Genomic DNA, 26447 nt, shown 5'->3' with positions numbered 1-26447 from the left:
TGCCCGAAGCATTACCCAATAGAACAATGGACGCTCTGATCTCAAGTGTTGATTGCCCAGCAACCGATCCACACGCTTGATCGAATGCTTGGGATAAGCACGCCCCGTCATGAAGCGACCAAGAGCGTTCAGTGCCAGTCGACGTCCTTGCAGTAACGAACTGACACAACTCATCAGTGATGTCAGGCGGCGAGAATGGATAGAGGGCAGTGCTTGAGCGAGCGCTCTGTGCAAAAATCGGATGGCTGCATGGGTTCGGTTTCTTGTATTTGTGTGGTGCAAACCAAGTTGCCGACTCATGCAGGCCTCTTCAATATTCCAACTTCTTGATTTTCTGTAAGAAAAATCGGGGATCCCTCAGGGTCTGTCCCCGTTTTACCCAAAGAGGGGATGATAGGAACAATCAATTTCCGGAGGTCAGAGAGTGATTGCTGAAGATTTTGAACTTGTGACAGCCATTTTTCAGCTGGTTGAGGCCGGAATTGTTCACGGTTATGACGCCTTTCGATACCGCGTTGAATGGGGGGGGAACTATATGGAGGTAGACCTCGCCGTTGAAAAAAATAGCTCAGAAATCTGGGACGCTGAAACTGATTTCAATCATTCGAAAATCTATGCGCTTGTAGAAAAATTACACGAGCATGCAGTCGCTCGCGGTGAGGCCCTGGAAGGCATTTGTTCTCTCCTATCGCGAAGGCGAACAAGTGAAAACGAAATTCAACTATTGATTCCGAATGTCTTCAGCCTTTTTTACCTAAAGCAAAATCAAGAGATCGCAGCCTGCGGCAGCTCCTACACATATCTCTGTAGGAGCTGCCGAAGGCTGCGATCTTTTGCTTTTACTTCGGATAAAGCGGCGGCAACCCGCTATCACCCACCGGATCCTGCACCCGTTCCGCCGCTGGAATCGTGCGGATCGCCCGCCACAAATCCTCACCCTGCCAATGCTGCCCCGTCTCGCTGTACAGCGCTCCATTGAGCCCATCCAGCGCATCCGACAACGGCACAAACCGCGCCGCCATATCCGCCAGCGTCTCCGGCTGCTGGCGCGCCCACGCATCCAGTGCCTGCCGTGTCGCCTGCGGATCATTCGCCTGGCTCGCACGCTTGATGTCATCCATCAACGTGCGTGGACTCGGGCCGGCTTGGGCGGCGCGGTGCACGGCTGGTTGCCAGCGTGCGCGCCACCACAGGCCGAAGCCGAGGAGGGTGGTGCAGGCGAGGATCAGGGTGCTGAGTTTCCACCACCACAACACATCGTTATCGACGATGCTCGGCTGCAGGTTGCCGGTCGGGGTGTCGACTTGCAGGCTCGGGTTGTTGGCCACTTGCAGAGTGCGCGCCGGCAGGCTGCTGTGTTCCAGGTGGTCTTCGAAGGTGTTCCACCAAACCACGTCCACCGTCGGCAATTCGATGGCGCCGCTGCGGCTCGGCACCAAGGCTTCGCGTTCTTCACGGCTGCCGACAATGCCCCGGTCAGTGCTCTGGTTGCTCAGCACCGGTTGATCCGGATAGCGGCGCAGGCCGTTGACGTCGGTGGCGGGCAGTGCGGGCAATTGCGAGGCGGCCAGGCCTTCGACTTTCAATGTCAGGCTGCGGGTCAGGGAATCGCCAACCTGAGTGTGTTCAGGTTCCGGATTCCAGCTTTCGCTGAGGCTCAGACTGCGCGCGGGCAGCCACGGCGCATCGACCGGATAGGTCAGGGGTTTGGGTTTGACCGTCAGGGGGATTTCGGAGGAACTGACGCGCATCAATTTGCCCGGTTTCGGCCCCTGCGCATTGGCATCCTGAGACGGCTGCGTATCGACCAGTGTGGCGCTGAAGGTCTGCGGCGCGATGGTAAGCAAACCGCTGTGCTGCGGGTAGATCGCATAGCGCATTTCGATCACGCCATGGCGCACACCGTTGAGGTCTTTTTCGTAGGTACGCGTGTCGCCAAGCTGTTCGATGCGCGCGTCGGCGATTTTCAGCGGGGTCAGGCTGCTGTCGTCGTACAGCGACACTGAATGGTAGATGCGCAGGGTCAGGATGGCCTGGGCCTGCACATAGACGCTGGACTGATCGAGGCTGGCTTCGATAAACACCGGGTCGAAGCTGTTCTGGTCTTCGCGGGTGTCGCTTTCGACCACTTGCACGCTGATCGGTTGGCTCTGCACATCGCCCATCTGCAACGCTGGAATCACCACGCTGCCGTTCTCTTTCGGCAGCAGGGTAATGATCCAGCGTGTGGTAGCGCGGTTGTCGCCATTGAGGGTGTTCAACTGGTTGACCTGCCGCGTGCCGCGCACTTCGAACAGGGGCTCCAGCGGGGTCAGGTCGGGTTTGCCGAACTGGGTGACGTCGCTGGTTTCGAGGGTGAGTTCGACCGTCTCGCCGGAGTTCAGGCGACTGCGATCCACGCTGGCCGTCAGCTCGGCCGCGTGGGCAGTGGCCGTGCAGATCAGCAGGGGCAGCAAGAGAGCGGTGAAGCGGGTCATCGAGTGTTTTCCTGATCCTGATGTTGTTGCTGTTCGTACCAGAATTTGCGTCGCAACAGTTCGCCCGGATCGTCCGGGATCTTGCCCAGCCATTGTTCCAGTGCCTGACGTTGCTCGCCTGCGAGGTTGTCCTCGCTTGGCTGCAGTGTCGGCGTCGTGTCTCGTTGCTCTTCCGGCTCGTCGCCCGGCACTTCATTGGGGCCCGGTTGCGGCGGGGTGGTCGGCGGCGGCTCGTTGGCCGACTCGGCAGGCTGGGCCTCGCTCTGGGATTCACTTTTCACCGCCGCCGGTGGTGCGGTGGCGGTCGGCGGTTCTTCGCCCGGCGAGTTTTGCTCGGCGGGTTTACTGTCCGGTTCGACGGGCGGCGGCGTGTTTTTCTGCTTGAGCAGATTTTCCACCAACGCCTTGTTGATCTGCGCCGGGCGCAAATCGGGTTGCAACTCCAGCGCCTGCTCATAGGCGTCAATGGCCGCTTCCAGCTCACCGCTTTTGGCCAAAGCGTTGCCACGATTGTAGTGGTCGCGAGCATCACCGCCTTCGGCGAAACGCTGGGCGGCGCCACTGTAGTCGCCGGCCTCGTACAGCGCCACCCCTTGCCACTGGCGATCGTCAAAATGTTGCGCCGCTTCGGCCGGGCGCTTTTGATTGAGCAAGTGCAGACCCTGTTGGTCAGGGCGCAGCCACAGGTCTTTGAAGTCAAAAGCGTAGCTCGGCTGTGGCAGGCAGAACAGCAGCGGCAGGCAAAACAGCCAGCCGCGTCGTCCGGCACTCGCGGCCAGTAGCAACAATGGCAACAGCAGCCAGTAACCCTGATCGGCCCACGTATCCAGGCGCACGGTCTGACCGTCGTCGCGTAAGCTGCGCGGGCCATCCAGCAGGCCGAGGGCACGCAGGTCGGTTTCGTCCAGCCGTGCAGGGTGATACTCGCCGCCAACGCTGTTGAGGAAAGCACCAAGCCCCGGACTGTCGAGTTGCGGTACACGAATCGCGCCTTGCTCGTCCTTGAGGAAACTGCCGTCCTCCTGAGCAATCGGTGCGCCTTCAGCGGTGCCAATGCCGAGCATCAACAACTGCGCCGAATGCCCGTTCAGCGCGCGGCGAATGCCTTGGCGTTCCTCTTCGCTCAGCGATGAGCCGATCAGCAGAATCCGGCCCTGACCGAGTGCGCCCTGCTTGAGCAATGCCGACGCTTTGCCCACGGCAAGGTCAGCACGATGACCGCTTTGTGGCATCAATGACGGTTTAAGCGCGTCGACCAGGTTTCGGCTGGTTGCCAGGTCATCCGACAGCGGCACCAGCGTGTGGGCGCTGCCGGCGTAGACGACGATGGCGGTCTGCGCGTCGCTGCGTGCCTGGAGCAGATCGAACAGCTTGCGCCGCGCCTGTTCCAGTCGCGTCGGCGGTGAATCGGTGGCGAGCATTTCCGGCGTCAGTTCCAGCACCACCACCAACGGATCGGCGGGTTTCTGGCTGGTCTGTTCGACGCGCTCCCAACTCGGCCCGAGCAGCGCCAGAAGGCCCAGCAACCATGCCCCGCCTAGGACGATCCACGGCAGTTTGCTGTCGCGACCGTTACCGCCGCTGAGCAGGGTGGCGTGGAATGCGGGCGGCAGAATCATCTGCCAGCGCCCGGCGCGTTTCTGCCGATGCCAGAGTTGCCAGATCAGCCAGCCCAGCAGCGGTAGCAACAGCAACCACCATGGACGGAACCAGTGCGGCCAGAGCGCGATCATCGGCGCCTCCGCAGACGCAGGCGCTTAAGGCGCTCACGCCAGTCAGGCAGCGGACTTTGCAGATACAGCTCCTTGGTGAACAGGCGTTGCAGCGGATTGTCCGGCCATAATTCGCGGGCGACCAGTAACAGGCTCAGCCACAAGGCCAGCGCCAGCGGCCATTGATACAAGGCTTGCGCCGGGCGCGCCTGGGTGGGTTGCTGGGTCACTGGTTCGAGCTGATCGAGGGTGTCCTTGATCGCTTGCAATTCTTTGCCGTCATGCGCGCGGAAATACTGGCCGCCGGTGACTTGGGCGATAGCCTTGAGTGCCGGCTCGTCGAGGTCCAGGCTCGGATTGATCCCGAGCAAACCGGTCGAACCGCTGTCTTCAGGATTGGCGCCGATGCCGATCGGGTAAATCTTCACGCCCTCGCTGGCGGCGAGTTTCGCTGCGGTCAGTGGATCGATTTCGCCGCCATTGTTGGCGCCGTCGGTGACCAGAATCAGCACGCGGCTCTGCGCCGGACGCATGCGCAGGCGTTTGAGGGCCAGACCAATGGCGTCGCCGATGGCGGTGTTCTTGCCGGCGATGCCGATCCGCGCTTCATCAAGCCACACGCGCACGGTGTGGCGGTCGAAGGTCAGCGGTGCTTGCAGGTAAGCCTGACTGCCGAACAGGATCAAGCCTACGCGGTCGCCGTCGCGGCTTTCGAGGAAATCGCCGAGCAGGTGCTGTACCAGATTCAGACGGCTGACTTCTTCGTCCTGCCATTGCATGTCGGGGAAATCCATCGAGCCGGACACGTCCACCGCCACCAACAAATCACGGCCACTGGCGGCAATCGGCAGCGGTTCGCCGAGCCATTGCGGGCGTGCAGCGGCAATCAACAGTAACAACCACAGCAGCATGAACGGTGCCTGCTGGCGCCACGCCGGCAGGTTCGCCCGGGCGCGGCGGCGGGCGAGACCTTCCAGATCAGACAGGAAACTGACTTTAAGCGCCGGCTCGCCGCTGTCCGCCACCGGCAGCACCAGACGCATCAGCCACGGCAGCGGCAACAGCACAAAGATCCACGGCCAGGCGAACTCAAACATGTTTGCGAATCCACGTGTCGACCGCTTGGGTCAGGCCGGCGATGGCTTTGTCGTCGAGTTTGCATTCCGGTTTGTACGCGCCTTCAACCAGTACCATCCAACGGGTGAGGCCGGCAGCCGGGCAACGGTTGTCGAGGAACGCCAGCCACTTGCGGCCATTGAGCGTATGACTCTGGCTGTAGGGGTAATGGTTGCGGCACAGGCGTTTGAGCAGGCCGTTGAGTTGCTGCAACCACGCCCCGGCCGGCGCGCCGTCGTAGGGTTTGGGCATCTGTGCCAGTTCGGTGAGGGCGGCGATGCGCACCGGGTCGAGCGGCTGTTCGGCACGGACGATCGGGCGTTTCTTCATCGGGATGAAACGCCGCAGCCGCCACACAGCAAAACCGAGCAGCGGCAATAACAGAAGCAGCAGCCACCAGCCCGGCGCCGGTGGCCAGAAGGCGATCGGTGGCGGCGAAATCAGCGGTTGTAGCTGATCAAGGTCGTTCATCGACCTTTCCCCGGACGCTGCGGGTTGAGGAATTCACGCATTTGCTCGACTAACTCGCTTTGCGTGCTCAACGGCATCAGCAGCACGCGCAGCTTTTGGGCGAGCAGTTCCCAGCGGGCGATCCGTGCTTCGGCCTGGGCGCGATAGGTCTGACGCAGTTCAAAGTTGAGGGTGTCGAGTTCAAGCTGTGCACCACGCTCGGCGAATCTCAGCAATCCCGCGGCGGGCAGGGCGTGATCGAGCGGATCGGACAGTGGCAACATCAACAGATCGCAGTGGCGCGACAGCAGGCTCAGTTGTTGTTCGGCGCTGTCGGACAAGGCGCGCTCATCGCAGATCACGATCACCAGACTGCCCGGGCGCAGCACCTCACGGGCGCGCCGCAGGGCCACGCCAAAGGCATCGCGGTCCGGTTCACGTTCGCTGTGCAGCGATTGATTGACCTTGACCAGGCGATTGAGCAATTGCAGCAAACTTTGCTTGCTGCGCCGAGGCTTGATCTCGTAATGCTCGTTGTCGCCGAACACCAGTCCGCCGACCCGGTCGTTATGGCCGAGCGCCGCCCAGCCAATCAACGCCGCCGCTTGCGCCGCCAGCACCGACTTGAACATCAGGCCTGAGCCGAAAAACAGACGCGTGCTCTGCTCGACCATGATGAAAATCGGTCGTTCGCGCTCTTCATGGAACAGTTTGGTGTGCGGCTCTTGCGTGCGCGCCGTCACGCGCCAGTCGATGGTGCGTACGTCGTCGCCGGCCTGATAGACCCGCACCTGATCGAAGTCGACGCCGCGACCACGGAATTTCGAATGATGCAGACCGATCAGCGGGCTGCGCTGACTCGGCGTGGAAAACAGCTGCACTTCGCGCACGCGATGACGCATCTCGATCAGCTCGGCGAGGCTGACGCGGATGCCCGGTTCGGACGGCAGAGGGGTATTCATGGGGGTCAAGCGACGGCTACGACGTCGAGAATCCGCTGCACCACACGATCCTGATCGATGCCAGCGGCTTCGGCTTCAAACGACAAAATGATGCGGTGGCGCAGCACGTCGAACAGCACCGCCTGAATGTCTTCGGGGCTGACGAAGTCGCGCCCGGCGAGCCAGGCATGGGCGCGGGCGCAGCGATCGAGGGCAATCGAGCCACGCGGGCTGGCGCCGTAAGCGATCCACTCGGCCATTTCCGGGTCGAACTTGGCCGGGTTGCGCGTAGCCATGACCAGTTGCACCAGGTATTCCTCCACGGCGTCGGCCATGTACAGACCGAGGATTTCCTTGCGTGCGGCGAAGATTGCCTGCTGGCTGACCCGGCGTTCGGGCTTGGTCTCGCCGTTCAGCGCTTCGCCACGGGCTTGCTGGAGGATGCGGCGTTCGACGGCGGCGTCGGGGAAGCCGATTTTTACATGCATCAGGAAACGGTCGAGCTGCGCTTCGGGCAGCGGATAGGTGCCTTCCTGCTCGATCGGGTTCTGCGTGGCCATTACCAGAAACAGTGGCGACAGCTCATAAGTGCTGCGCCCGACACTGACCTGACGCTCGGCCATGGCCTCGAGCAGCGCTGATTGCACCTTGGCCGGGGCACGGTTGATTTCGTCCGCCAGCACCAGGTTATGGAAGATTGGCCCCTGTTGGAACACGAAGCTGCCGGTTTCCGGGCGATAGATCTCGGTACCGGTGATGTCGGCGGGTAACAGGTCGGGTGTGAACTGGATACGATGGAACTGGGCTTCGATGCCCTCGGCGAGTTCTTTGATCGCTTTGGTCTTGGCCAGACCCGGAGCGCCCTCGACCAGCATGTGGCCGTCGGCGAGCAGGGCGATGAGCAAACGCTCGATGAGTTTTTCCTGGCCGAGAATCTGCGTTGAAAGAAAGGTTCGCAGCGCCAGCAGCGCTTCACGATGTTCCATCGATGACTGTTCCTGGAAAGGGGTGGCCACGGGCGTCTGGATAACACCGGGGCTGGGGGCGTTACTTTAATCCATCGCGGGGGGTGGCGACTAACGGCATTTTGCGCAAAGTGCGGGAAATGACCGTGGGAGTTGTTGGAATTTTGTAGCAGGGGGGATTGCTTGCCTGTGCCGGCCCTATCGCGAGCAGGCTCACTCCTACAAGGGATCGCCGTACACCGACCTGCAGGAGTGAGCCTGCTCGCGATGGGGCCAGACCGGACGCCATCAAACCTCGTTAATGAAGGTGCCAGTCCCGTCGAGGATATTCGTCAAGGTCTCGACAACCTCTTTCATATCCACCATATCCGGGTTAAAGGTGATCTCCAGCACATCATCCCCATTCAACACATCGGCATCTGTCGCGGCGATTTCGATCTTCAGCAGGGTCGATGTCAGTGTGACTTTCACGCCGTCCAGCGTCGAAGGCTCGCCATCCAGGGTGATCTCCAACTCGTCCTCGTCCGGATAGCGGCTCATCAGGAACATGTCGCCCTTGTCGCTGTGGCAGCAGAGCATGGCCATGTTGTCTTCTTCGTCGTCGCACGGGTTGACGATCAGTAGGGCGGTGGTCATTTGCATTGGGGGTATTCCTGGTTGAACGGGCGCAAGAGGTTCGAAACCGCGATTTTGCCAGCTTGGATTTTTTTTTGCAGGCTTGCGTTTCAAGGAAAGTACAGGACGTTCATTTTGAGTGGCTCCGTCTTTTCTTTTCCTGCGACTTTTTAATCATGAGACGTGGGAAGTAAAAAAAAAGGCGATGGAAGGAAAAGGGAATCAGGAAAAAAAGAATCAGCATTCCTGAAGAGTATATGGAATAGAAAAGTACGTTGCGGCCGAATAAATTGGCAAACCTTCCAGTGCTCTGCCCCAAGTCAGTGTTGGTTAAATAAAATGCGAGCGTGCAAAATAGAGTAATGAAAGTGGTGAAGAATATACCGACGATAATTCTTGCGAAGAGGTGTGTTTGGTACTGTGTCGGGTCAATATTCATTGTTTTATGTACCTTGCAGAAGATCGTGCTGGCAAATATTGGTCCTGTGATTGCGATATAGTTTGCGGTTACTTTTGAGCTGAAAGGGAATACAGAGGACCAGAATCCAGTCAGGCCAAATAGTTTTTCGTCCACGAATTCGTTGAGCGCGAAGTCCCAACTGGTTTGTGGCGCTGCGGGGAGTAGGAGGTTTATAAGAAAAATCGGAATGCAGAAAATCCCGACTGCCAATAGTGGTACCGTTATTTCCGGTGTCTTTTTAATCACAAGGCATTCTCCAATGTGTCGTGCTTATATGGGTTCTGTAGCAGGCTTGGGCCGAGCAGATGGTCTCAATCCTGCTAGAGCGGGTTTCTTATGTTTCTGGCAATGCCCTATCTAGTTTTTCGAGGATAAATATATTTGTTTTTTCTACGTTGCCAGCATTCAAGTAGGCTGCTACTGCGGCTATCAGCAAGCCGACCGCCACGATACCGGGTGTGCTCACTGCAAGCGTCGGAAAGAAAAACGCAGCACCGATAGCCAGAATCGCACCTGCCCCGATTCCGGCAGCGATACTTTCAAACTCCAACATCAAGGGCTTCCAGTTGCCATCCTGAAAACCAATAACTGCCTTGGTGACAACGGAGTGCGCCTGAACGATTTTTCCGGTCAAGCCAAACCCCTTGGCGAGCTTATTGACACTGTCCATATAAGTCGCTTTATCCAGCGCATTGAGCGCGTCCACAATCGCGCGAGTATCCTGCGGACTGAGCCGCGCATTGGGATTGGTCCGCACTTTCTCGAAAGTCTGCATCGCCTCCGTATAGCTTCTGATCTTCTTCCCCGAAATGTCCTTTTGCAGATCCATGACGACCTGATGCAGGTTCTTGCCATAGTTATCAAGGATGTATTTGTTCGCGTCTGCGACATAAGCTACGGCACGTTTGTAATCATCGATCTGCCTGGTTTGCTCTTCTGCGGCGATTCTCGCCTTCTCTTCAGCGATGCGGTGGGCCTCGGCAATGGCGGCCAGACGTGCTTGCTCCTGCGCCTGTTTACGAGCTTCCTGCGCTTGGCGTGCGGCTTCGGCAGCCTGTTGCATGGCCAGAGCCTCCGCTTGGCGACGATTCATTTGCGCGTACAAGTTGGTTTGTTTGACCTGAAGGTTTGCAATTTGATCGTTGAGGATCATCGCATTGTAAGTGGCCTCCAGCTTTGCATATTGTTTTGCGATTTTTACGGTTTGCAATTGTTGTTGGAGCTCAGTGTTTTTCTGGAGTAACAATTCATTGACTATGTTTAGGGTGCGAGACAGCCATGCATCGGGTGTCATGTTCGCAATGGGTGGATGTCTGCTATCGACCTGGCTTAATTCAGATTGCAGGATGGCTTCAAGATTTTGCTGGCGTGCATGGTAGTCATTCTGAAGCGCGAGGGTGAATCCATGCGTTGGATTCCCCAAGGGGTAATTCTTGCGGATATCACCGCGAATCTTGTCGGGATTCAAGTTGATGATTTCCCATGAGCCGTCGCCGTAGATAATCATTCCTGGGAGTTCCAGTTGAGACATGTGCAAGTTCCTTGTGCATTTAAGGCCCGATCCGTCGGGCGGTAGGTGTTTGTATTGTTAGCATTGAGTAGCGCCTCGGCCAAGTCGGGATCCGCGAATATGTTCCGAGATGTTTGTGGGTTATTTCTTTACAGATTGTAAGAAAAGATGAAGGGTGGTTATCTTGTTGTTTTAGTTTGACTTGTAGTGGGGTGCACAGGTGGATATGGAAATGCTCAGTGCATTGAAGAGACTGAGCGGGAACGTTCTTCGCTCAGGTAGTAACTTCAGGTCCAAATGGATCTGCGTCAGGCACCTGTGCTGAACCCGATGCCACGCTCAAGATCGATAGTGCGGCGTTTTCGTTTCTGGATATGTAGCGGCAAAAGGTCTGGAGCTGGCACGAATGTCCCGTAAATACGGGCATTCAGACCAGCGTTTTTCGCCCTGACTGCTAGTGTTTACCGTTGCCAAAGCCTCGGTTTGCGTGCCATTGACCGAATATGTCGCAGCACCGCAAGCAGACACATTGTCGCACCCATTAAGCTGCGCAACGGATGAGCACCCGTAAAGGCATTGTCGGCAGCCCTGACAGTCGCTTTTGCAGATGCCCATTCATGGAAGGTGAATGTGACCTGAGCGTCCCGTCCAGCTTCACCCACCTGTCACCCTGTTTCCTCTGCCCGAGAATCAGGAGCAGGGCGATACAAACCCCGAAAGGGGTGTTGCACGCGACGCTTTCCATCAATAACAAGCTTAAGCGGAGTACCACAGATGGCGTTCTTCACCGCAGCCAGCAAAGCCGACTTCCAGCACCAACTGCAAGCGGCACTGGCGCAGCACATCAGTGAACAGGCACTGCCACAAGTGGCGCTGTTCGCTGAACAATTCTTCGGCATCATTTCCCTGGACGAGCTGACCCAGCGTCGCCTCTCCGACCTCGCTGGCTGTACTCTTTCCGCGTGGCGCCTGCTTGAGCGCTTCGATCACGCGCAACCGCAAGTGCGCGTCTACAACCCTGATTACGAACGCCACGGCTGGCAGTCGACCCACACCGCGGTCGAAGTGCTGCACCACGACCTGCCATTCCTGGTCGACTCGGTGCGCACTGAACTGAACCGCCGCGGCTACAGCATCCACACCCTGCAAACCACCGTGCTGAGCGTGCGTCGTGGCAGCAAGGGCGAATTGCTGGAAATCCTGCCAAAAGGCACCCAGGGCGACGACATCCAGCAAGAGTCGCTGATGTACCTGGAAATCGACCGTTGCGCCAACGCGGCCGAACTGAATGTGCTGAGCAAAGAGCTGGAGCAGGTGCTCGGTGAAGTCCGCGTCGCGGTCGCCGATTTCGAGCCGATGAAAGCCAAGGTGCAGGAAATCCTCACCAAGCTCGACAACAGTGCATTCGCCATCGATGCCGACGAAAAGAACGAAATCAAAAGTTTCCTGGAATGGCTGGTGGGCAACCACTTCACCTTCCTTGGCTACGAAGAGTTTGTGGTCACCGATCAGGCCGATGGCGGCCACATCGAGTACGACCAGAACGCCTTCCTCGGCCTGACCAAACTGCTGCGCACCGGCCTGACCTACGATGACCTGCGCATCGAAGATTACGCCGTGAGCTACCTGCGTGAGCCGACCCTGCTGTCGTTCGCCAAGGCTGCGCACCCAAGCCGTGTGCACCGTCCGGCCTACCCGGACTACGTGTCGATCCGCGAAATCGACGCCGACGGCAAAGTCATCAAGGAACACCGTTTCATGGGCCTGTACACCTCCTCGGTGTATGGCGAGAGCGTGCGGGTCATCCCGTTCATCCGCCGCAAGGTCGAAGAAATCGAACACCGCTCAGGCTTCCAGTCCAAGGCTCACCTGGGCAAAGAACTGGCCCAGGTGCTCGAAGTGCTGCCGCGTGATGACCTGTTCCAGACCCCGGTCGACGAACTGTTCACCACCGTGATGTCGATTGTGCAGATCCAGGAGCGCAACAAGATTCGCGTGTTCCTGCGCAAAGACCCTTACGGTCGTTTCTGCTACTGCCTGGCCTACGTGCCGCGCGACATCTATTCCACCGAAGTTCGCCAGAAGATCCAGCAAGTGCTGATGGAGCGCCTGAAGGCTTCCGATTGCGAATTCTGGACATTCTTCTCCGAGTCCGTGCTGGCTCGCGTGCAGTTGATCCTGCGTGTCGATCCGAAAAACCGTCTCGACATCGACACCGTACTGCTGGAAAAAGAAGTGGTTCAGGCTTGCCGTAGCTGGCAGGACGACTACGCCGCACTGACCGTCGAAAGCTTCGGCGAAGCCCACGGCACCAACGTGCTGGCCGACTTCCCGAAAGGCTTCCCGGCCGGTTACCGCGAGCGTTTCGCCGCGCATTCGGCTGTGGTCGACATGCAGCACCTGCTGAGCCTGAACGAAAAAAATCCGCTGGTGATGAGCTTCTATCAGCCGCTGGGTCAGGTTTCCGGCCAGCGCGAGCTGCATTGCAAGCTGTATCACGCCGACACGCCACTGGCGCTGTCCGACGTCCTGCCGATCCTGGAAAACCTCGGCCTGCGCGTGCTGGGTGAATTCCCGTACCGCCTGCGTCACACCAAAGGCCGCGAGTTCTGGATTCACGACTTCGCGTTCACCGCCGCTGAAGGCCTGGAACTCGACATCCAGCAACTCAACGACACCCTGCAGGACGCTTTCGTCCACATCGTTCGTGGCGACGCCGAGAACGATGCGTTCAACCGTCTGGTGCTGACCGCCGGCCTGCCATGGCGCGACGTTGCGCTGCTGCGTGCCTACGCCCGTTACCTGAAGCAGATTCGTCTGGGCTTCGATCTGGGTTACATCGCCAGCACCCTGAACAACCACACCGACATCGCTCGCGAACTGACCCGGTTGTTCAAAACCCGCTTCTACCTGGCCCGCAAGCTCGGCAGCGATGATCTGGAAGACAAGCAACAGCGCCTGGAGCAGGCAATTCTGACCGCACTGGACGATGTTCAGGTGCTCAACGAAGACCGCATCCTGCGTCGCTACCTGGACCTGATCAAAGCCACGCTGCGCACCAACTTCTATCAGACGGATGCCAACGGCCAGAACAAGTCGTACTTCAGCTTCAAGTTCAACCCACACGCGATTCCTGAACTGCCGAAGCCAGTACCGAAGTTCGAAATCTTCGTTTACTCGCCACGCGTTGAAGGCGTGCACCTGCGCTTCGGTAACGTTGCTCGCGGTGGCCTGCGCTGGTCCGACCGTGAAGAAGACTTCCGTACCGAAGTCCTCGGCCTGGTAAAAGCCCAGCAAGTGAAGAACTCGGTCATCGTGCCGGTGGGTGCGAAGGGCGGCTTCCTGCCGCGTCGCTTGCCACTGGGCGGCAGCCGTGACGAGATCGCGGCCGAGGGCATCGCCTGCTACCGCATCTTCATTTCCGGTCTGCTCGACATCACCGACAACCTCAAAGACGGCGCACTGGTGCCGCCGGCCAACGTCGTGCGTCATGACGACGATGACCCGTACCTGGTGGTCGCGGCGGACAAGGGCACTGCAACCTTCTCCGACATCGCCAACGGTATCGCCATCGACTACGGCTTCTGGCTGGGTGACGCGTTCGCGTCCGGTGGTTCTGCCGGTTACGACCACAAGAAAATGGGCATCACCGCCAAAGGCGCGTGGGTGGGCGTACAGCGTCACTTCCGCGAACGCGGCATCAATGTTCAGGAAGACAGCATCACCGTGGTGGGCGTCGGCGATATGGCCGGTGACGTGTTCGGTAACGGCTTGCTGATGTCCGACAAGCTGCAACTGGTTGCTGCATTCAACCACCTGCACATCTTCATCGATCCGAACCCGAACCCGGCGACCAGCTTCGTCGAACGTCAGCGTCTGTTCGATCTGCCGCGTTCGGCTTGGACCGATTACGACACCAGCCTCATGTCCGAAGGCGGCGGTATCTTCTCGCGCAGCGCGAAGAGCATCGCAATTTCCCCGCAGATGCAAGAACGCTTCGACATCAAGGCTGACAAGCTGACCCCGACCGAACTGCTCAACGCCTTGCTCAAGGCTCCGGTTGATCTTTTGTGGAACGGCGGTATCGGCACTTACGTCAAGGCCAGCACTGAAAGCCACGCCGACGTCGGCGACAAGGCCAACGATGCGCTGCGCGTGAACGGCAACGAACTGCGCTGCAAAGTAGTGGGCGAGGGCGGTAACCTCGGCATGACCCAACTGGGTCGTGTGGAATTCGGCCTCAATGGCGGCGGTTCCAACACCGACTTCATCGACAACGCCGGTGGCGTGGACTGCTCCGACCACGAAGTGAACATCAAGATCCTGCTGAACGAAGTGGTTCAGGCTGGCGACATGACCGACAAGCAACGCAACCTGTTGCTGGCGAGCATGACCGAAGAAGTCGGTGGTCTGGTGCTGGGCAACAACTACAAGCAGACTCAGGCCCTGTCCCTGGCAGCGCGTCGCGCTTACGCACGCATCGCTGAGTACAAGCGTCTGATGGGTGATCTGGAAGGCCGTGGCAAGCTGGACCGTGCCATCGAGTTCCTGCCGACCGAAGAACAGATCAACGAGCGAGTGGCAGCAGGCCATGGCCTGACCCGCCCCGAACTGTCGGTGCTGATCTCGTACAGCAAGATCGACCTCAAGGAGCAGTTGCTGGGCTCTCAGGTGCCGGACGACGATTACCTGACCCGCGACATGGAAACGGCGTTCCCGCCGACGTTGGTCAGCAAGTTCTCCGACGCCATGCGTCGTCACCGCCTCAAACGTGAAATAGTCGGCACCCAGATCGCCAACGACCTGGTCAACCACATGGGCATCACCTTCGTTCAGCGACTCAAAGAGTCGACCGGCATGAGCCCGGCGAACGTGGCGGGCGCATATGTGATTGTGCGTGACATCTTCCATCTCCCGCACTGGTTCCGTCAGATCGAAGCCCTGGATTACCAGGTTTCCGCTGACGTGCAACTGGAGTTGATGGACGAGCTGATGCGTCTGGGCCGTCGTGCTACGCGTTGGTTCCTGCGTGCCCGCCGCAACGAGCAGAACGCTGCCCGTGACGTCGCGCATTTCGGTCCGCACCTGAAGGAATTGGGTCTCAAACTCGATGAACTGCTGAGCGGCGAGATCCACGAAAACTGGCAGGCGCGTTATCAGGCTTACGTCGAAGCCGGTGTGCCGGAGTTGCTGGCGCGTATGGTGGCGGGCACCTCGCACCTGTACACCCTGCTGCCGATCATCGAAGCCTCCGACGTGACGGGCCAGAACCCGGCAGAAGTGGCCAAGGCCTACTTCGCCGTGGGCAGTGCGCTGGACATCACCTGGTACCTGCAACAGATCAGCGCACTGCCGGTTGAAAACAACTGGCAGGCCCTGGCCCGTGAAGCGTTCCGCGATGACGTCGACTGGCAGCAACGTGCGATCACCATCTCCGTCCTGCAACAGGGCGACGGCACTCATGAAGTGGAAGAACGCCTGGCGCTGTGGATGGAACAGCACGAAAGCATGATTTCGCGCTGGCGTGCCATGCTGGTGGAAATTCGTGCTGCGAGCGGCACTGACTACGCCATGTATGCAGTGGCCAACCGCGAACTGCTGGATCTGGCGTTGAGCGGGCAAGCGGTAGTGCCTGTAGTTGCTGCGAATGCCGAGCCTGAATTGGCGTAAGTAGTGGCTGAATGAGAAAGCCCCGGTGTCGTGAGATGCCGGGGCTTTTTTTATCAGTTTTCAATGCACTGCAGAACAGCGCAAGGCGAAACTGCATACACCTTGTGGATGCGGCAGAGAAGTGCCGGATACGACGATCTGACCTTTCTGAATGGCAATGCCATTTGCCATGTCCAGCACATCAGTCAAATCAATCATTAACTTGCCTTGATTGCCGAAACCGAGATCAGGTTCGCCAGTTGGGTGGAATTGGGCCAGGAGCAATTTTGAGTTTGATTCGCCCAAGGTGTTGGCAATAACCACTATTTTGTTGTCATCTCGTTGCGCGCCAGATATCCATTGGATGCCAAGCGGCGCTTGAGGAAAGGGCGTGAGGAGCGGATTACCTCCGTTGAAAGAGCCAGCAAATGCACCTTTCGAATCAATACATACCATTACACCCGAGAATATTCCGGTCTGTCCGGTGCTCCCCATTCCGAGAATATTGCCGTCAGGCATTTGTACAAGCTCGGTTATTTCACTACTAGGATTCTGGAAATCAAACAGAACAAAACCATTGCGGCCAAAATTTCTGACAGGAATGCCCTGAGCGTCAAAACGAGCAATCATGGCGAACGACGTGCCTTCCACGTGTGCTGAACCTGCGACGGCAAATGTCCCGTCTTGGAGGTGAAGCAGTGAGCCAGCCCAAGTAGAGTTCGCCAGGTACTGGATGGGAACATAACCTTTCCCATCGCCAAACGTCGTGTCCAATGATCCGTTTGGGTTAAGCCTCATTTACCCCGCCTTCTCCAAACGCCGACACGAGGGCGCCCTTGTCGTCGTAAAGTGCAAGCCCGCGTACCGGTGGAGCGCCAAATTCCTCTAGGTCGAAAAGTCCATCAAGCAATATTCTTTGGTCCTTTAGCACGCGAATGCTTTTGCCTGTTGATTTGAAACCGCTGGCAAACATACCCGTGACGGTTCCTCGATTACCAAAGCTGTCGTCCTGCTTGCCATCCGCAGTCAATCGCACCATTGAATACTTTTGTCCCGATCTGGCAGCAATCAGTAACTTGTGGTCCGGCGTAACGGTTATGCCACTGGCGAAGCCATTATCTCCATCCGGATATTCGAGCCAGGAAATGCCCGTGCCATCAGGCCCGAAGTCGGGATCGAGATCTCCAACTGTTGAATTGCCGAATTTATCAGACATTTTTTGTTCCTCAATACGCGTGGGGAACTGCGTATAGCGACATCCGAAAGAGGTGGATCGGTGCAACGCAGGCTGGCTATTGGAGGCGCTTGAAGAGTGGCTGTCTACTGTAATACCTGACAGTAGACAGTCGCCTGAAAGGGTGGTGGGTACCTGTTATCAATACAACTTTTTTGCTTGTGTGTTATCGAGCATCGACACTTTTTTCGTCGGTCTGGTCAGTAAATTACTGAGCGGCTAGTCAAAATTCTGCAATGCCCTTACTTGAACGTCTTGTTGTTGAGTGATGTCCGCAATAATCTCCTCAGAACGTTTAAAGTCCGCCCAGAGTTGCGTCAGTTCTTTCGCGTCCGAGCCTTTTGCCGTGCCGATGTAGTTAAGTTGCACATCATAGAAATCGGCACTCACGTCCGCCTTGATATCGGAACTGCGCGAAGTGATCAGTTGGCTGTGGGTGTCGACAATCGCCACCACATCCGGTCTTGCAGCACGCAGGCTTTGCATGTCCGGGTAGACCGTCACTGAGCCGAACTGGTGTTGCAGGGAGGCGTTGACCCAATCCACCGCCATGTCCGGTTTCGAGCTGGCAACATAGGCATCGTGAATCGGTTGCACCAGCAGGCTCTGGCCGAAACCGGTGCCGGCGTTGGCCTGATAGTCGCGCAGGTAGTCGCGATTGATCTGGGTGCTTGGGCTGGAGATGACGCCTAGCGCGACGCCGGGACCGCTTTTCACCTCAGTGGTATTGCTGCGGCCGGTCGGGTGGGGCAGTAGCGTGTCGAGGGATGAGACCGCTTTAGGAACGGTGGGCACTGAACAGGCGCTGAGGGCTAAAACCGAAATTACCAACGTACTGGCCAACGCAAGTTTCATGGTGAATCTCCCGTGAAACAACTTCAGTCGGAAAGTTGCAATTGCCGAGTTTTAAAAGGGCGCTCGGCTTTAATTCAGACTAAACCGGAGAGTCTGTAAGGCAGCTGACAATTTGTCGGTTTATCAGCGCGTGGATAGTTTCATTTGCTTTAAACGGAACCGGTTAATTTCTCCGAGCAATAAAAAGGCGCAAATCAACGATTTGCGCCTTTTTATTTATGGCAGGCCGAACAACTATCAGTCTTTCAGGGGGATCAGCACTTGCTCGTCCGGGGCCAGCACCATAAACACCAGCAACTTGGCTGGTTTGCTTTTGCTGGCGTTTTTCGACACCAGATGTTCGGAACCGGCCGGTTCGTACCAGAACTGGCCTTTTTTGTAGGTGATCGCCTGTTCACCTTTCACCTGGGAAATCACTTCGCCTTCCAGCACATAGGCCATGGCGGTGCCGTCGTGTTTGTGGGCAATCGAGGATTGGCCGGGCTTGTAGTCGACTTCGATCATCATGGCTTTTTTACCCGGTGCGTTTTTCAGCATCTGGTCTTGCAGCACAGTGACTTTCTCGGACGAGTCGTGGGCCAGGGCCGAGGCGGAAATCGTCAGGGCGAGGGCGGCGGCGAGGACGTGCAGGGTTTTCATGGCGGATCACCTGTGAAGTGGGGATGTCGGTGATCACAGTAGTGCGCGGGGTGGCGCATTCAAACGGCCAATATTCGGGAAGATCGGGTGACCAATACCGGGGGATGCCAGAAAAAACCGGTGTGCGGCAAACGCCTTCGCGAGTAAGCCCGCTTCCACAGTGGGTCGCATTCCAATGTGGGGGCGGGCTTGCTCGCGAAGGCGTCGGGTCAAACGATAGGGAAACTGTTGAAATCCACGCTATTGGCCAGCCGGCTATCGATCAAGTCGATAAACCCCTGCGCCTCGGGCCGGTTGAAATGCGCCTGCATCGCCGCTTCCGACTGCCAACGGGCACTGACCATCCAGCGGTGGCTGTCCTCGGGGCAGCGGTCGACCATATAGGAATCACAGCCCGGCGTTTCGCGCAGGGTTTCGACGATCTTCTGCAGTTGCCTGCCCAGTTCATCCGAGCGGCCGGCGGCGGCCTGCACCTGTACGGTGTTGATCACTTCGTTGGACATTGCTCACACTCCTGAATCAGGCCGGACGAATCCTGCTCATTGAGGGAAAACGCCTGTGCAGAATAGGCCGGCACCTCGCTATCACCAATAACCAATCGGCGGTTAATCGGTTAGGCCAATCACTCAAGCCACTTGCTGGAGTATGTCGCGCAGGCGATCGAGGGCGATATCGATGTCCAGGGTTTCGATGGCGCCGAAGCCAAAGTACAAACCGTTTTTCGGCGCTTGCTGATGATAGAAACCGTTGATCGAGTACAGGCCCACTTCAACCTTTTTCGCCAGTTCGATCACCAGCGGCAGGTCGATCGGCCGTTTGCAGAACGCCGCCATGTGGAACCCGGCGCTGGGTGGCACCGCCTCAAGCCACGGCGACAGATCGCTGGCCATGCGCGCCAGAATCCGTTCGCGGCGCTGGGCGTAAATCGTGTGGCAGCGGCGGATATGCTTGAGCAGGCAACCCTCGGCGATGAACTTGGCCAGCGCCCATTGCGGCAGGGTAGAGGCGTGCAGGTCGGTGAGTTGTTTGGCGCGGATCACCGCTTCGAGGATCGCTGGCGGCAGAATCGCATAACCCAGGCGCAGCTCTGGCAGCAGGGTCTTGGAGAAGGTGCCGACATAGGCGACGATGCCGCGCTGGTCGAGGCTGAACAGTGAGTCGGTGGGCCGACCTTCGTAGCGAAACTCACTGTCGTAGTCGTCTTCGATGATGATTGCGCCCAGCTCATAGGCGCGGGCCAGCAAGGCTTCGCGCCGCGCCGGACTCATCGGCATGCTCAGGGGAAACTGGTGCGAGGGCGTGACGTAGATCAGCCGCGTGCCCTCCGGAATTTGCTCAACCACAATGCCTTCGTCATCCACGGGCACGCCGACCACATCCGCGCCGTGGGTGCCGAACAGCAAGCGCGCCGGCGGGTAGCCCGGGTCTTCCATCGCGACCCGACTGCCGGGGCTGATCAACACGCGGGTGATCAGGTCCAGCGCCTGTTGCGCGCCGTTGCACACCACGATGTCTTCGTCCTGGCAGTTCACCCCGCGAGAAAACGCGATGTGCCGGGCAATCGCATTGCGCAACGCCGGCAAACCTTCGGGCACGCTGTAGAAGCCTTTTGAACCGGCCATCTGGCGCATCGCATGAGAGACACAGCGGCGCCAGTCGTCATGGGGAAACTGGCCCTTGCTGGTGGCGCCACCGATGAAGTCGTAGCGCAGCGAACCCTCCAGCGTCGGGTGGCGCAGGAACACCGGCAGATTGCGCCAGCGCTCGATCACCTCGGCGCTGGCCAGCTCGGTGTGGCTTTGCTTGCGTTGGACCTGCGCCGGGCGTGCGTTGACGTAGGTGCCTTTACCGATCACGCCGGTGAGGAAGTTTTCGTAGGTCAACTGCGCGTAAGTGTCGGAAATGGTCTTGCGCGAGATCCCCAGTTGCTCGGCCAGCAAGCGGCTGGGCGGCAATTGTGTGCCAGCGGCCAGACGCCCGGATTCGATGGCGTCGCGCAGTTGCTGATACAACTGACCGGCCAGATCCTTGCGGCCGTTGATCACAACGTGAAGTTCCATACCGACGAGGCTCCCGAGGCTATTTGGCGTGCCCGCCAGATTACCGCTGTTGCGTGGTCGGCAATAGTTGCGCAGCACAAAAACCCGAAATTGGTCACCGTCCTGCTGTGGGAGCGGGGAGGATTTGTGTGTGGCCGGGATTTCACTGGTGTAGCGATATTCCGTGGAATTGGGGCTGTAACGCCGGTAGCTCTGCGCTTACCGTGAACTCATCATTGCGCTTCCCGAGACCTGCCATGTCCCCGCGCCTGGACTACTACAACGCTTCGCCCAAAGCGATGAAAGCGATGATTGCCATGGAGGCGCTGACCGCCAGCCTCAGCATCGAGCAGCCACTGCTGCAACTGATCCGGATCCGCGCCTCGCAGCTCAATGGCTGCGCGTTCTGCACCGACATGCATTCGGTAGACGCACGGCGGGCCGGGGAGAGTGATCGGCGCTTGTACGCGATTGCAGTGTGGCGCGACAGCGGGTTTTTCAATCCTCGCGAACGCGCGGCGCTGGGCTGGGCCGAAGCGGTGACGCTGCTCGCCGAAAGCCATGTGCCGGATGACGTTTATCAGCAGGCACGCGAGCAGTTCAACGAAGCCGAAATGGTCGACCTGACCATCGCCGTAACCACCATCAACAGTTGGAATCGCCTCGCAGTGAGTTTTCGCCAGACGCCCAGCGACTGAAACGTTTTCAATTCGGTGGTCGTTGCGGTTTTACCGACGAGCCAAAGGTATTGCCCATGCGCGTGCTGGTGCCGGCGGGCGTCGCCAATCCCATCTGATTGGGTGGCCGCTTGTTCACCGGCACATTCAACGCCTCACGGTTTTTCTCGGCGGCCGCGGCGCCTTCAGGGTTGTTGCCCATCTGCTGGGTCAGGCAATCGTAATTCGGTGCCTTGTAGCCGCCGACCGCCACCTCTACGCAGCCCAGCGGTTGTTCGGCCTGGGCGTTGACCAATGCGCTCAGCAACAGCCCGCCCAGGGTGATTCTGCAGAGTGTTTTCATGCCTGCCTCCTGGCCAGCCCGAAGGGGCTGCTCTAGGGCTTGAGTCTAGTGCAAGGCCGATACAAAACCCGTGATGGTTTTTTTGCAGCGCCCGTCACACCAGATTCATAAACAGCCCTCAGGATGACGAATTTCAGGGATACGTCAGCCGTGCAGCGAGGCAGTTCCAGGGGCGGTCTTCAGCGTTCAACGAGGCTTGTACGCCGGATGTGTCTGGGGTGGCTGCTTGGCTGTGCGGCGAGCCACGCAATGGCCGACGCGGTGCCGGCGGACCTGCGCATGACGCTGCACATTCCGGCGCAGGATCTGGCTCGGGCACTGGATCAATACAGCCACGCCACGGGCGTTGCGGTGCTGGTCGACAGCCAGTTGAGTCGAGGCAGACGTTCGCTGGCGGTTGAGGGTCAGTACACCGCCGCTGATGCCTTGCGTCGTTTGCTCGGCGGCAGCGGCTTGATGGCGCGCTATGCCCGTGATGATGCGTTCACCTTGCAGGTGGCACAGGTCGAGGACGTGCCATCGACCGGGGACAAGCCATCGCCCGCCAGCATCGCGGTCAACCGCAGTTACGCCACGGCGGTACAAGCGGCGATCGAGCGCAACCTGTGCCGTTCACCGCTGACCCGTCCGGGCGGTTATCGCGCGGTGTTGCAGGTCTGGGTCGGGCGCGATGGCGTGGTGCAACACAACCGGTTGGTCACCTCCACCGGCGATGTACGGCGCGATACCGCGCTGGTAGAAAGTTTTCGCAGTCTCAGGATCGACCGGCCGACGCCCAGCGCCTTGCGTCAGCCGGTCACGTTGCTGTTGTTACCGCAGTCGTCAGGGAAACGCATGGAATGCACCAAAGGGGAAGGAGTTTCCGGGGGATGAAAGACACGGGACAAGGTTCGATGGTCCAACTGTTCCTGACCTCTTACGAGGATTTTCGGGTGCGCCTGCGTCGGCGTCTGGGCTCAGAGGATCTGGCTAACGACGTGCTGCACGAAACTTACCTGCGCGTCGACCGCATGGAGCCGCCGCCGAACCTCTTGCGGCCCAACGCCTACCTGTATCGCATGGCCCTGAACATCGCTGCGGACCGGCGCCAGGCCGACGCGCGTTTGCTCACCGGAAGCGAAGTCGAAGAGTTGCTGCAAATCGGCGACGAGGCGCTCGACCCGGCACGGGTGGTGGGCGGGCAAAAGGAAATCCAGTCGCTGCTCAGCGCGTTGTACGAACTGCCGGCGCGGCGCCGCAAGATCTTCATTGCCGCGCGCCTGGAGGAGGCTCCCCACCTGGAAATTTCCCAGCGTTTCGGCATTTCCACGCGCATGGTCGAGAAGGAAATCAAAGCCGCACTGGGGCATTGCGCTGCAAAGCTGGAAAGAAAAGTGTTTCAGCGGTTCGGTCGCGGGGCCGGAAAACCGTCTTCTGAATAGTGCCCGATCAATTCGTTGAGAATCTGCGCGTTTGAACATCTTTCGACTGACACCTGCCGAGCCATCGGCGGCCGAGAAACTGCACAGCGAAGCCCGCGACTGGCTGGTCCTGCTGACCTCCGGCCGCGCCACCGTGGCCGACGCCCGCGCCTTGCGCCAATGGTGCGCCCACAGCGCCGAACATGCGCAGGCTTTCGAGCAGGCCAAGGTGTTGTGGCACAACCTGCAACCCGCCGTGGAGCAAATGCAGGCGCCACGCCGTTTCGGTCGCCGTGCCTTTCTCGGCGGTGCGATTGCCGCATCGGCAGCGTTCCTGCTGGTACGTGGGACGATTCCCGGTGGCTTCGAAGGGCTGGGTGCCGACTACATCACCGAAGTCGGCCAACAGCGGCGCTTCGAACCGGCGCAGGGTGTGAGCCTGGAACTGAACACGCAGACCCGCATCAATCAGCGTTCCGTGGATGACGGCGTGCAAGGTTTTGAACTGGTCAGTGGTGAAGTCGAAGTGCAGACCGCGCGGTTACCGTTGGCGATGCAGGCGGGGGGCGGGTGGTTGCGGGCCAGTCAGGCGCGATTCAATCTGCGCAATACCGATCAGCAGGTGTGTGTGACTTGCCTTGAGGGTGCTGTGGAAGTAGACGTTGAAGGGCGCAGTTTGCGTCTGGAGCCGGGGCAGCAAGTGACCTATGACGCGGGGCAGGTTGGCGCGGTACAGAACGTTGACACGGCGGCGGTGATGAATTGGCGGCAGCAGGTGTTGGTGTTTAATGGGGCGACCCTGAGCCAGATGATTGATGAGATTAATCGCTATCGGCCGGGGATGCTTTTGCTGCTCAACCGTGAGCTTGGACAGCGTCGAGTGCAGGCGCGGTTTAGCCTTGATCAACTGGCGGGTGTGGCGTTGTTGATTCGCGATGCCTACGGCGTCAAATGCACTGAGTTGCCTGGGGGGGTCGTCGTTCTCAGCTAGTGGGGGGGCGGTGGACATTGTTTGGCTTCGCCAAACGGTCGCTGCGCTCCCACCCCGGATCAATTCCGGAACGAAGCCTGCCGACGGGCGCTTTAAGATCAAAAGCGGTACTCGAGCTAACGCTCATTGTGTTGAGTGGGGCGGCATGCGCCGCGTGCGGGGTGTACTCAATTCCTTGTGGGAGCCTGCCAGCGATGGCGGCCTGACAGCCTTTGGCAGGTACACCCGATCCCAGTGTGAGCTGCCGAAGGCGCGGGCCGCGTTCGGACGATCTTTTGATCTTGCTTCTGAAAAATAAAATCAAAAGACCACAGCCTGCGGCAGCTCCAGGGTGGACGGGGCAGGGGATCTCAGGCGTTTGTCAGTCCAACGGCCCAATCACCTGCCGATATTTCTCCACTCCCTGCGGCGTTTGCCGAGTCAACCGAATCTCCAGCCCTTGCGGATCCTCGCGCCGATTACCACTCAATTGCCGCCAGCCCTTATCCGTTTCCCATACCCGAATCTGTGCATCGCTCACATCGTTCAGCACAGCAACCCCGTCAGTAGGCGCCGGCAACGGATACCGACTGCGCGCCGCCGCCACCGCCCGATACAGCGTGTCGCCCTTGACCCACCACCGCACCCGCTGCAACGCCCCCGGCTGATCCGCCGCCGTACGAATGATGTCCAGGCGAAAGCCCTTGTTGTCACTGCTGCGCACAGTAATCGCGGGCGGGGCGCTGGGCGGCTCGTCGTCCACACCGACTTTCTTCGGCTCAGTCAATTCAATGCCCGCGCGCATGTCCACATCCCGCTGCAACTGATTCAGCGCCCGCAACAGGCTGTCACTCTGCTCACTGCTGGCCTGCAAATGGCTGTCAGCCCGCGTCACGCTGTCGAGCCCACGCCAGGCAATCAAACTCACCACCGCCATCAGCAGAATCGCGACCATCACCTCAATCAGGGTGAAACCTTGTTGGTCTTTCATTGCACGCTGATCCGGCCGGTGACATCGCGCAGGACACTCAACTGATTGGCGCCATCGGACAACGTCAGTTGCAGCAGCGGATTGATCCACTCAGCGTTGAGCACGACTTTCTGTTTCGGCTTGACCCGCACCTGCACCTTCGGGCTCTGCCACGGCCGCGGGCGCAGTTGTGCATCGTCATTGAAATGCTCGAAACCCTTGCCGTTGTCGCTGCGCCGACTAAACCGAAAACCCTTGGCATCACTGACCCAAACAATCGGCCGGCCATCAGCGCGGGCCTCGGCCTGCGCCACCTGCAGCAACTGCGCCACACGCTCGGCGTCCTTGCGCAGCAATTGCAGCGGATCGGGCTTGATGCTCAGGCTGATCGCCGCACTGGCGATACCGATGATCACCAGCACCACCATCAACTCGATCAGGGTAAAGCCCTGTTGCCTGTTCATCGATTGCGCGCTCCTTTGCGTTGAGGATCATCCTGCACCGCCAACATGTAAGGCGTGTGAAATAAAACCGAGAGAATTGCCGCGTAGTCTGGGGGCAGGGACTAAAAGGAGATTCAGCCCATGATGTTCACCGCACGCTTATCCCCACCGCAAATGGTCCAGGCCGCGGCACTGCTCGCCGCGCTGGTTGGCGTGGCGACGTGGTCGTCGCTGCTGCTGACCACCGCCGAATCCCACACCCCGCCGGCAGCCCCGCAATTGCTCGCGGTGCGCAGTGACAGCCCGGCGTTGCAGTGGTTTTCCAATCAAACGGCGCCAGTGGATATCAAGGTGAGCGGGGTGATGGCGAGTAGTCGGGGGGCGGTGGCGATACTGAGCCTGAACGATGGGCCGCCGCGTAGTTTTTTGCAGGGGGAGAAGGTTGGGCCTGGGGTGAAGTTGGTGGCGGTGGAGGGGGATGGGGTGGTGATTGAGCAGGGGGGGGAGAGGGTGCGGTTGGGGGTGGAGAGGTTGGTGGAAGGGCCCGTGTTACCGAAGCTAACGAGGCCCTGAATTGTATGGGTTTAGTGGGCGATTTTTGCCGTTTAGTCAGGTGTCAGTTCAAGCATCTGTGCAAAAAATGAACTGGCAAACAATGTATTCGTTGTTGATTTCGACCAGAAACAGGTCGTCGTGAATGCCGGCTTTCGGCCGAGGCTGTGTAAAAACTTTTCTCAGCACGACAGGCACTCAAAACTGGGCTGTAAATCGCGCTTGTACGCGAAATCCACATCTGCTGACGTGCCGATAAATTTCAGATTTAACGTAGATGCGCGCACTTCAATTTTGGCGAAGTGTTTTTACACACTCTGGGCCAGAAGCGGACATTGGCACGCGACTGCTGACGGCCAAAAGCGAGACTTTGCGAATACTTTAAATAAATCTGTGCCCTTATCGCTGTTTCGACATCGACGCTCGAAGG

The 26447-nt window shown here is 58.8% G+C and carries 23 protein-coding genes and 2 pseudogenes; 6 read left to right on the top strand and 19 right to left on the bottom strand.

Translation table 11 applies throughout. From position 1 onward, the window contains the following. The 10 genes and pseudogenes from AACY11_RS07635 to AACY11_RS07590 form a co-directional block, all read right to left on the bottom strand. A pseudogene (locus AACY11_RS07635) lies at positions 1–300 on the bottom strand (hypothetical protein); the annotation flags it as partial. Positions 301–839: 539 nt separating this feature from the next. Then, the gene (locus AACY11_RS07630) at positions 840–2477 is read right to left on the bottom strand and encodes a BatD family protein (RefSeq protein ID WP_339494283.1); all 1638 of its coding nucleotides are present in this window, start codon (positions 2475–2477) and stop codon (positions 840–842) included. Beyond that, positions 2474–4210: a tetratricopeptide repeat protein gene (locus AACY11_RS07625; protein WP_339494282.1), complete on the bottom strand. Its 1737-nt coding sequence runs from the start codon at positions 4208–4210 to the stop codon at positions 2474–2476. Before AACY11_RS07625 ends, AACY11_RS07630 begins: the two co-directional genes overlap by 4 nt. Then, on the bottom strand, positions 4207–5286 hold the full coding sequence (locus tag AACY11_RS07620; protein WP_339494280.1) for a vWA domain-containing protein: 1080 nt from the start codon (positions 5284–5286) through the stop codon (positions 4207–4209). Before AACY11_RS07620 ends, AACY11_RS07625 begins: the two co-directional genes overlap by 4 nt. Further along, positions 5279–5776, bottom strand: coding sequence for a DUF4381 domain-containing protein (locus tag AACY11_RS07615; protein ID WP_339494278.1), 498 nt, complete (start codon positions 5774–5776; stop codon positions 5279–5281). The genes AACY11_RS07620 and AACY11_RS07615 overlap by 8 nt, the downstream gene beginning before the upstream one ends. Then, the gene (locus AACY11_RS07610) at positions 5773–6717 is read right to left on the bottom strand and encodes a DUF58 domain-containing protein (RefSeq protein WP_339494277.1); all 945 of its coding nucleotides are present in this window, start codon (positions 6715–6717) and stop codon (positions 5773–5775) included. Before AACY11_RS07610 ends, AACY11_RS07615 begins: the two co-directional genes overlap by 4 nt. A gap of 5 nt (positions 6718–6722) precedes the next feature. Then, complete coding sequence (locus AACY11_RS07605) at positions 6723–7682, bottom strand: AAA family ATPase (RefSeq protein WP_007913915.1); 960 nt, start codon at positions 7680–7682, stop codon at positions 6723–6725. Positions 7683–7949: 267 nt separating this feature from the next. Then, the gene (locus tag AACY11_RS07600; protein ID WP_339494275.1) at positions 7950–8303 is read right to left on the bottom strand and encodes a hypothetical protein; all 354 of its coding nucleotides are present in this window, start codon (positions 8301–8303) and stop codon (positions 7950–7952) included. Positions 8304–8406: 103 nt separating this feature from the next. After that, the gene (locus AACY11_RS07595; RefSeq protein WP_339494274.1) at positions 8407–8982 is read right to left on the bottom strand and encodes a hypothetical protein; all 576 of its coding nucleotides are present in this window, start codon (positions 8980–8982) and stop codon (positions 8407–8409) included. A gap of 88 nt (positions 8983–9070) precedes the next feature. Continuing rightward, the gene (locus tag AACY11_RS07590) at positions 9071–10267 is read right to left on the bottom strand and encodes a colicin-like pore-forming protein (protein WP_339494272.1); all 1197 of its coding nucleotides are present in this window, start codon (positions 10265–10267) and stop codon (positions 9071–9073) included. A 753-nt stretch (positions 10268–11020) separates the two neighbouring features. On the opposite strand from AACY11_RS07590, the gene AACY11_RS07585 reads away from it, so the two are divergent. Then, positions 11021–15916 (top strand): NAD-glutamate dehydrogenase, encoded by a 4896-nt coding sequence (locus AACY11_RS07585; protein WP_339494271.1) that lies wholly within the window; start codon positions 11021–11023, stop codon positions 15914–15916. Positions 15917–15976: 60 nt separating this feature from the next. Here AACY11_RS07585 and AACY11_RS07580 read toward each other — a convergent pair whose 3' ends face one another. The 6 genes and pseudogenes from AACY11_RS07580 to pdxR all read right to left on the bottom strand — a co-directional run bounded on the left by AACY11_RS07580 (position 15977) and on the right by pdxR (position 20683). Then, positions 15977–16693 carry a hypothetical protein gene (locus AACY11_RS07580; RefSeq protein WP_339434157.1) on the bottom strand — a complete coding sequence of 239 codons (717 nt, stop codon included), beginning with the start codon at positions 16691–16693 and terminating at the stop codon, positions 15977–15979. After that, positions 16683–17111, bottom strand: coding sequence for a hypothetical protein (locus AACY11_RS07575; protein ID WP_339494270.1), 429 nt, complete (start codon positions 17109–17111; stop codon positions 16683–16685). The genes AACY11_RS07580 and AACY11_RS07575 overlap by 11 nt, the downstream gene beginning before the upstream one ends. A 159-nt stretch (positions 17112–17270) precedes the next feature. Beyond that, positions 17271–17984 (bottom strand): annotated as a pseudogene (locus AACY11_RS07570) (ATPase). A 237-nt stretch (positions 17985–18221) separates the two neighbouring features. Beyond that, entirely contained in the window at positions 18222–18623 is a 402-nt protein-coding gene (locus tag AACY11_RS07565) for a cupin domain-containing protein (RefSeq protein WP_339434159.1), read from the bottom strand. 209 nt (positions 18624–18832) lie between these two features. After that, positions 18833–19126, bottom strand: a complete 294-nt coding sequence (locus AACY11_RS07560; RefSeq protein ID WP_123533564.1) for a putative quinol monooxygenase — start codon at positions 19124–19126, stop codon at positions 18833–18835. A 123-nt stretch (positions 19127–19249) separates the two neighbouring features. Then, a complete protein-coding gene (gene pdxR / locus AACY11_RS07555) occupies positions 19250–20683 on the bottom strand; it encodes a MocR-like pyridoxine biosynthesis transcription factor PdxR (RefSeq protein WP_339434160.1) in 1434 nt (477 codons plus the stop codon). A gap of 236 nt (positions 20684–20919) precedes the next feature. Here pdxR and AACY11_RS07550 point away from each other — a divergent pair, with 236 nt between their 5' ends. After that, complete coding sequence (locus AACY11_RS07550; RefSeq protein WP_339434161.1) at positions 20920–21360, top strand: carboxymuconolactone decarboxylase family protein; 441 nt, start codon at positions 20920–20922, stop codon at positions 21358–21360. A 7-nt stretch (positions 21361–21367) separates the two neighbouring features. Here AACY11_RS07550 and AACY11_RS07545 read toward each other — a convergent pair whose 3' ends face one another. After that, entirely contained in the window at positions 21368–21682 is a 315-nt protein-coding gene (locus AACY11_RS07545; protein WP_339434162.1) for a hypothetical protein, read from the bottom strand. A 207-nt stretch (positions 21683–21889) separates the two neighbouring features. Here AACY11_RS07545 and AACY11_RS07540 point away from each other — a divergent pair, with 207 nt between their 5' ends. Genes AACY11_RS07540 through AACY11_RS07530 form a run of 3 tightly spaced genes read left to right on the top strand, consistent with a single transcriptional unit; the run spans position 21890 to position 24073 of the window. Beyond that, the gene (locus AACY11_RS07540) at positions 21890–22555 is read left to right on the top strand and encodes a secretin and TonB N-terminal domain-containing protein (protein WP_339494269.1); all 666 of its coding nucleotides are present in this window, start codon (positions 21890–21892) and stop codon (positions 22553–22555) included. Continuing rightward, positions 22552–23103, top strand: coding sequence for an RNA polymerase sigma factor (locus AACY11_RS07535; RefSeq protein WP_339434164.1), 552 nt, complete (start codon positions 22552–22554; stop codon positions 23101–23103). The genes AACY11_RS07540 and AACY11_RS07535 overlap by 4 nt, the downstream gene beginning before the upstream one ends. Before the next feature lie 31 nt (positions 23104–23134). After that, positions 23135–24073 carry a FecR family protein gene (locus AACY11_RS07530; RefSeq protein WP_339494267.1) on the top strand — a complete coding sequence of 313 codons (939 nt, stop codon included), beginning with the start codon at positions 23135–23137 and terminating at the stop codon, positions 24071–24073. 361 nt (positions 24074–24434) lie between these two features. Here the strand turns inward: AACY11_RS07530 and AACY11_RS07525 are convergent, their stop codons facing one another. Next, entirely contained in the window at positions 24435–25043 is a 609-nt protein-coding gene (locus AACY11_RS07525) for a prepilin-type N-terminal cleavage/methylation domain-containing protein (RefSeq protein ID WP_339434166.1), read from the bottom strand. Next, positions 25040–25486, bottom strand: a complete 447-nt coding sequence (gene gspH / locus AACY11_RS07520) for a type II secretion system minor pseudopilin GspH (protein ID WP_339494266.1) — start codon at positions 25484–25486, stop codon at positions 25040–25042. Before gspH ends, AACY11_RS07525 begins: the two co-directional genes overlap by 4 nt. A 120-nt stretch (positions 25487–25606) precedes the next feature. On the opposite strand from gspH, the gene AACY11_RS07515 reads away from it, so the two are divergent. Next, complete coding sequence (locus tag AACY11_RS07515) at positions 25607–26038, top strand: type II secretion system protein N (protein ID WP_339434168.1); 432 nt, start codon at positions 25607–25609, stop codon at positions 26036–26038. Positions 26039–26447: the final 409 nt, after the last annotated feature.

It is taken from the genome of Pseudomonas sp. RA_105y_Pfl2_P56, from assembly GCF_963970845.1.
Taxonomy (GTDB): Bacteria; Pseudomonadota; Gammaproteobacteria; order Pseudomonadales; family Pseudomonadaceae; genus Aquipseudomonas; species Aquipseudomonas baetica_A.
This window is presented reverse-complemented; position numbering and strand designations above follow the sequence as displayed.

What these genes read in the sequence shown, in the direction of transcription:
- AACY11_RS07630 (WP_339494283.1), bottom strand. Translation starts at nt 2,477, where the DNA reads ATGACCCGCTTCACCGCTCTCTTGCTGCCCCTGCTGATCTGCACGGCC.
- AACY11_RS07565 (WP_339434159.1), bottom strand. Translation starts at nt 18,623, where the DNA reads ATGAAAACCCTGCACGTCCTCGCCGCCGCCCTCGCCCTGACGATTTCC.
- pdxR (WP_339434160.1), bottom strand. Translation starts at nt 20,683, where the DNA reads ATGGAACTTCACGTTGTGATCAACGGCCGCAAGGATCTGGCCGGTCAG.
- AACY11_RS07560 (WP_123533564.1), bottom strand. Translation starts at nt 19,126, where the DNA reads ATGTCCAACGAAGTGATCAACACCGTACAGGTGCAGGCCGCCGCCGGC.
- AACY11_RS07600 (WP_339494275.1), bottom strand. Translation starts at nt 8,303, where the DNA reads ATGCAAATGACCACCGCCCTACTGATCGTCAACCCGTGCGACGACGAA.
- AACY11_RS07625 (WP_339494282.1), bottom strand. Translation starts at nt 4,210, where the DNA reads ATGATCGCGCTCTGGCCGCACTGGTTCCGTCCATGGTGGTTGCTGTTG.
- AACY11_RS07545 (WP_339434162.1), bottom strand. Translation starts at nt 21,682, where the DNA reads ATGAAAACACTCTGCAGAATCACCCTGGGCGGGCTGTTGCTGAGCGCA.
- AACY11_RS07605 (WP_007913915.1), bottom strand. Translation starts at nt 7,682, where the DNA reads ATGGAACATCGTGAAGCGCTGCTGGCGCTGCGAACCTTTCTTTCAACG.
- AACY11_RS07610 (WP_339494277.1), bottom strand. Translation starts at nt 6,717, where the DNA reads ATGAATACCCCTCTGCCGTCCGAACCGGGCATCCGCGTCAGCCTCGCC.
- AACY11_RS07515 (WP_339434168.1), top strand. Translation starts at nt 25,607, where the DNA reads ATGATGTTCACCGCACGCTTATCCCCACCGCAAATGGTCCAGGCCGCG.
- AACY11_RS07540 (WP_339494269.1), top strand. Translation starts at nt 21,890, where the DNA reads ATGTGTCTGGGGTGGCTGCTTGGCTGTGCGGCGAGCCACGCAATGGCC.
- AACY11_RS07585 (WP_339494271.1), top strand. Translation starts at nt 11,021, where the DNA reads ATGGCGTTCTTCACCGCAGCCAGCAAAGCCGACTTCCAGCACCAACTG.
- AACY11_RS07580 (WP_339434157.1), bottom strand. Translation starts at nt 16,693, where the DNA reads ATGAGGCTTAACCCAAACGGATCATTGGACACGACGTTTGGCGATGGG.
- AACY11_RS07575 (WP_339494270.1), bottom strand. Translation starts at nt 17,111, where the DNA reads ATGTCTGATAAATTCGGCAATTCAACAGTTGGAGATCTCGATCCCGAC.
- AACY11_RS07550 (WP_339434161.1), top strand. Translation starts at nt 20,920, where the DNA reads ATGTCCCCGCGCCTGGACTACTACAACGCTTCGCCCAAAGCGATGAAA.
- AACY11_RS07590 (WP_339494272.1), bottom strand. Translation starts at nt 10,267, where the DNA reads ATGTCTCAACTGGAACTCCCAGGAATGATTATCTACGGCGACGGCTCA.
- AACY11_RS07535 (WP_339434164.1), top strand. Translation starts at nt 22,552, where the DNA reads ATGAAAGACACGGGACAAGGTTCGATGGTCCAACTGTTCCTGACCTCT.
- AACY11_RS07525 (WP_339434166.1), bottom strand. Translation starts at nt 25,043, where the DNA reads ATGAAAGACCAACAAGGTTTCACCCTGATTGAGGTGATGGTCGCGATT.
- gspH (WP_339494266.1), bottom strand. Translation starts at nt 25,486, where the DNA reads ATGAACAGGCAACAGGGCTTTACCCTGATCGAGTTGATGGTGGTGCTG.
- AACY11_RS07620 (WP_339494280.1), bottom strand. Translation starts at nt 5,286, where the DNA reads ATGTTTGAGTTCGCCTGGCCGTGGATCTTTGTGCTGTTGCCGCTGCCG.
- AACY11_RS07615 (WP_339494278.1), bottom strand. Translation starts at nt 5,776, where the DNA reads ATGAACGACCTTGATCAGCTACAACCGCTGATTTCGCCGCCACCGATC.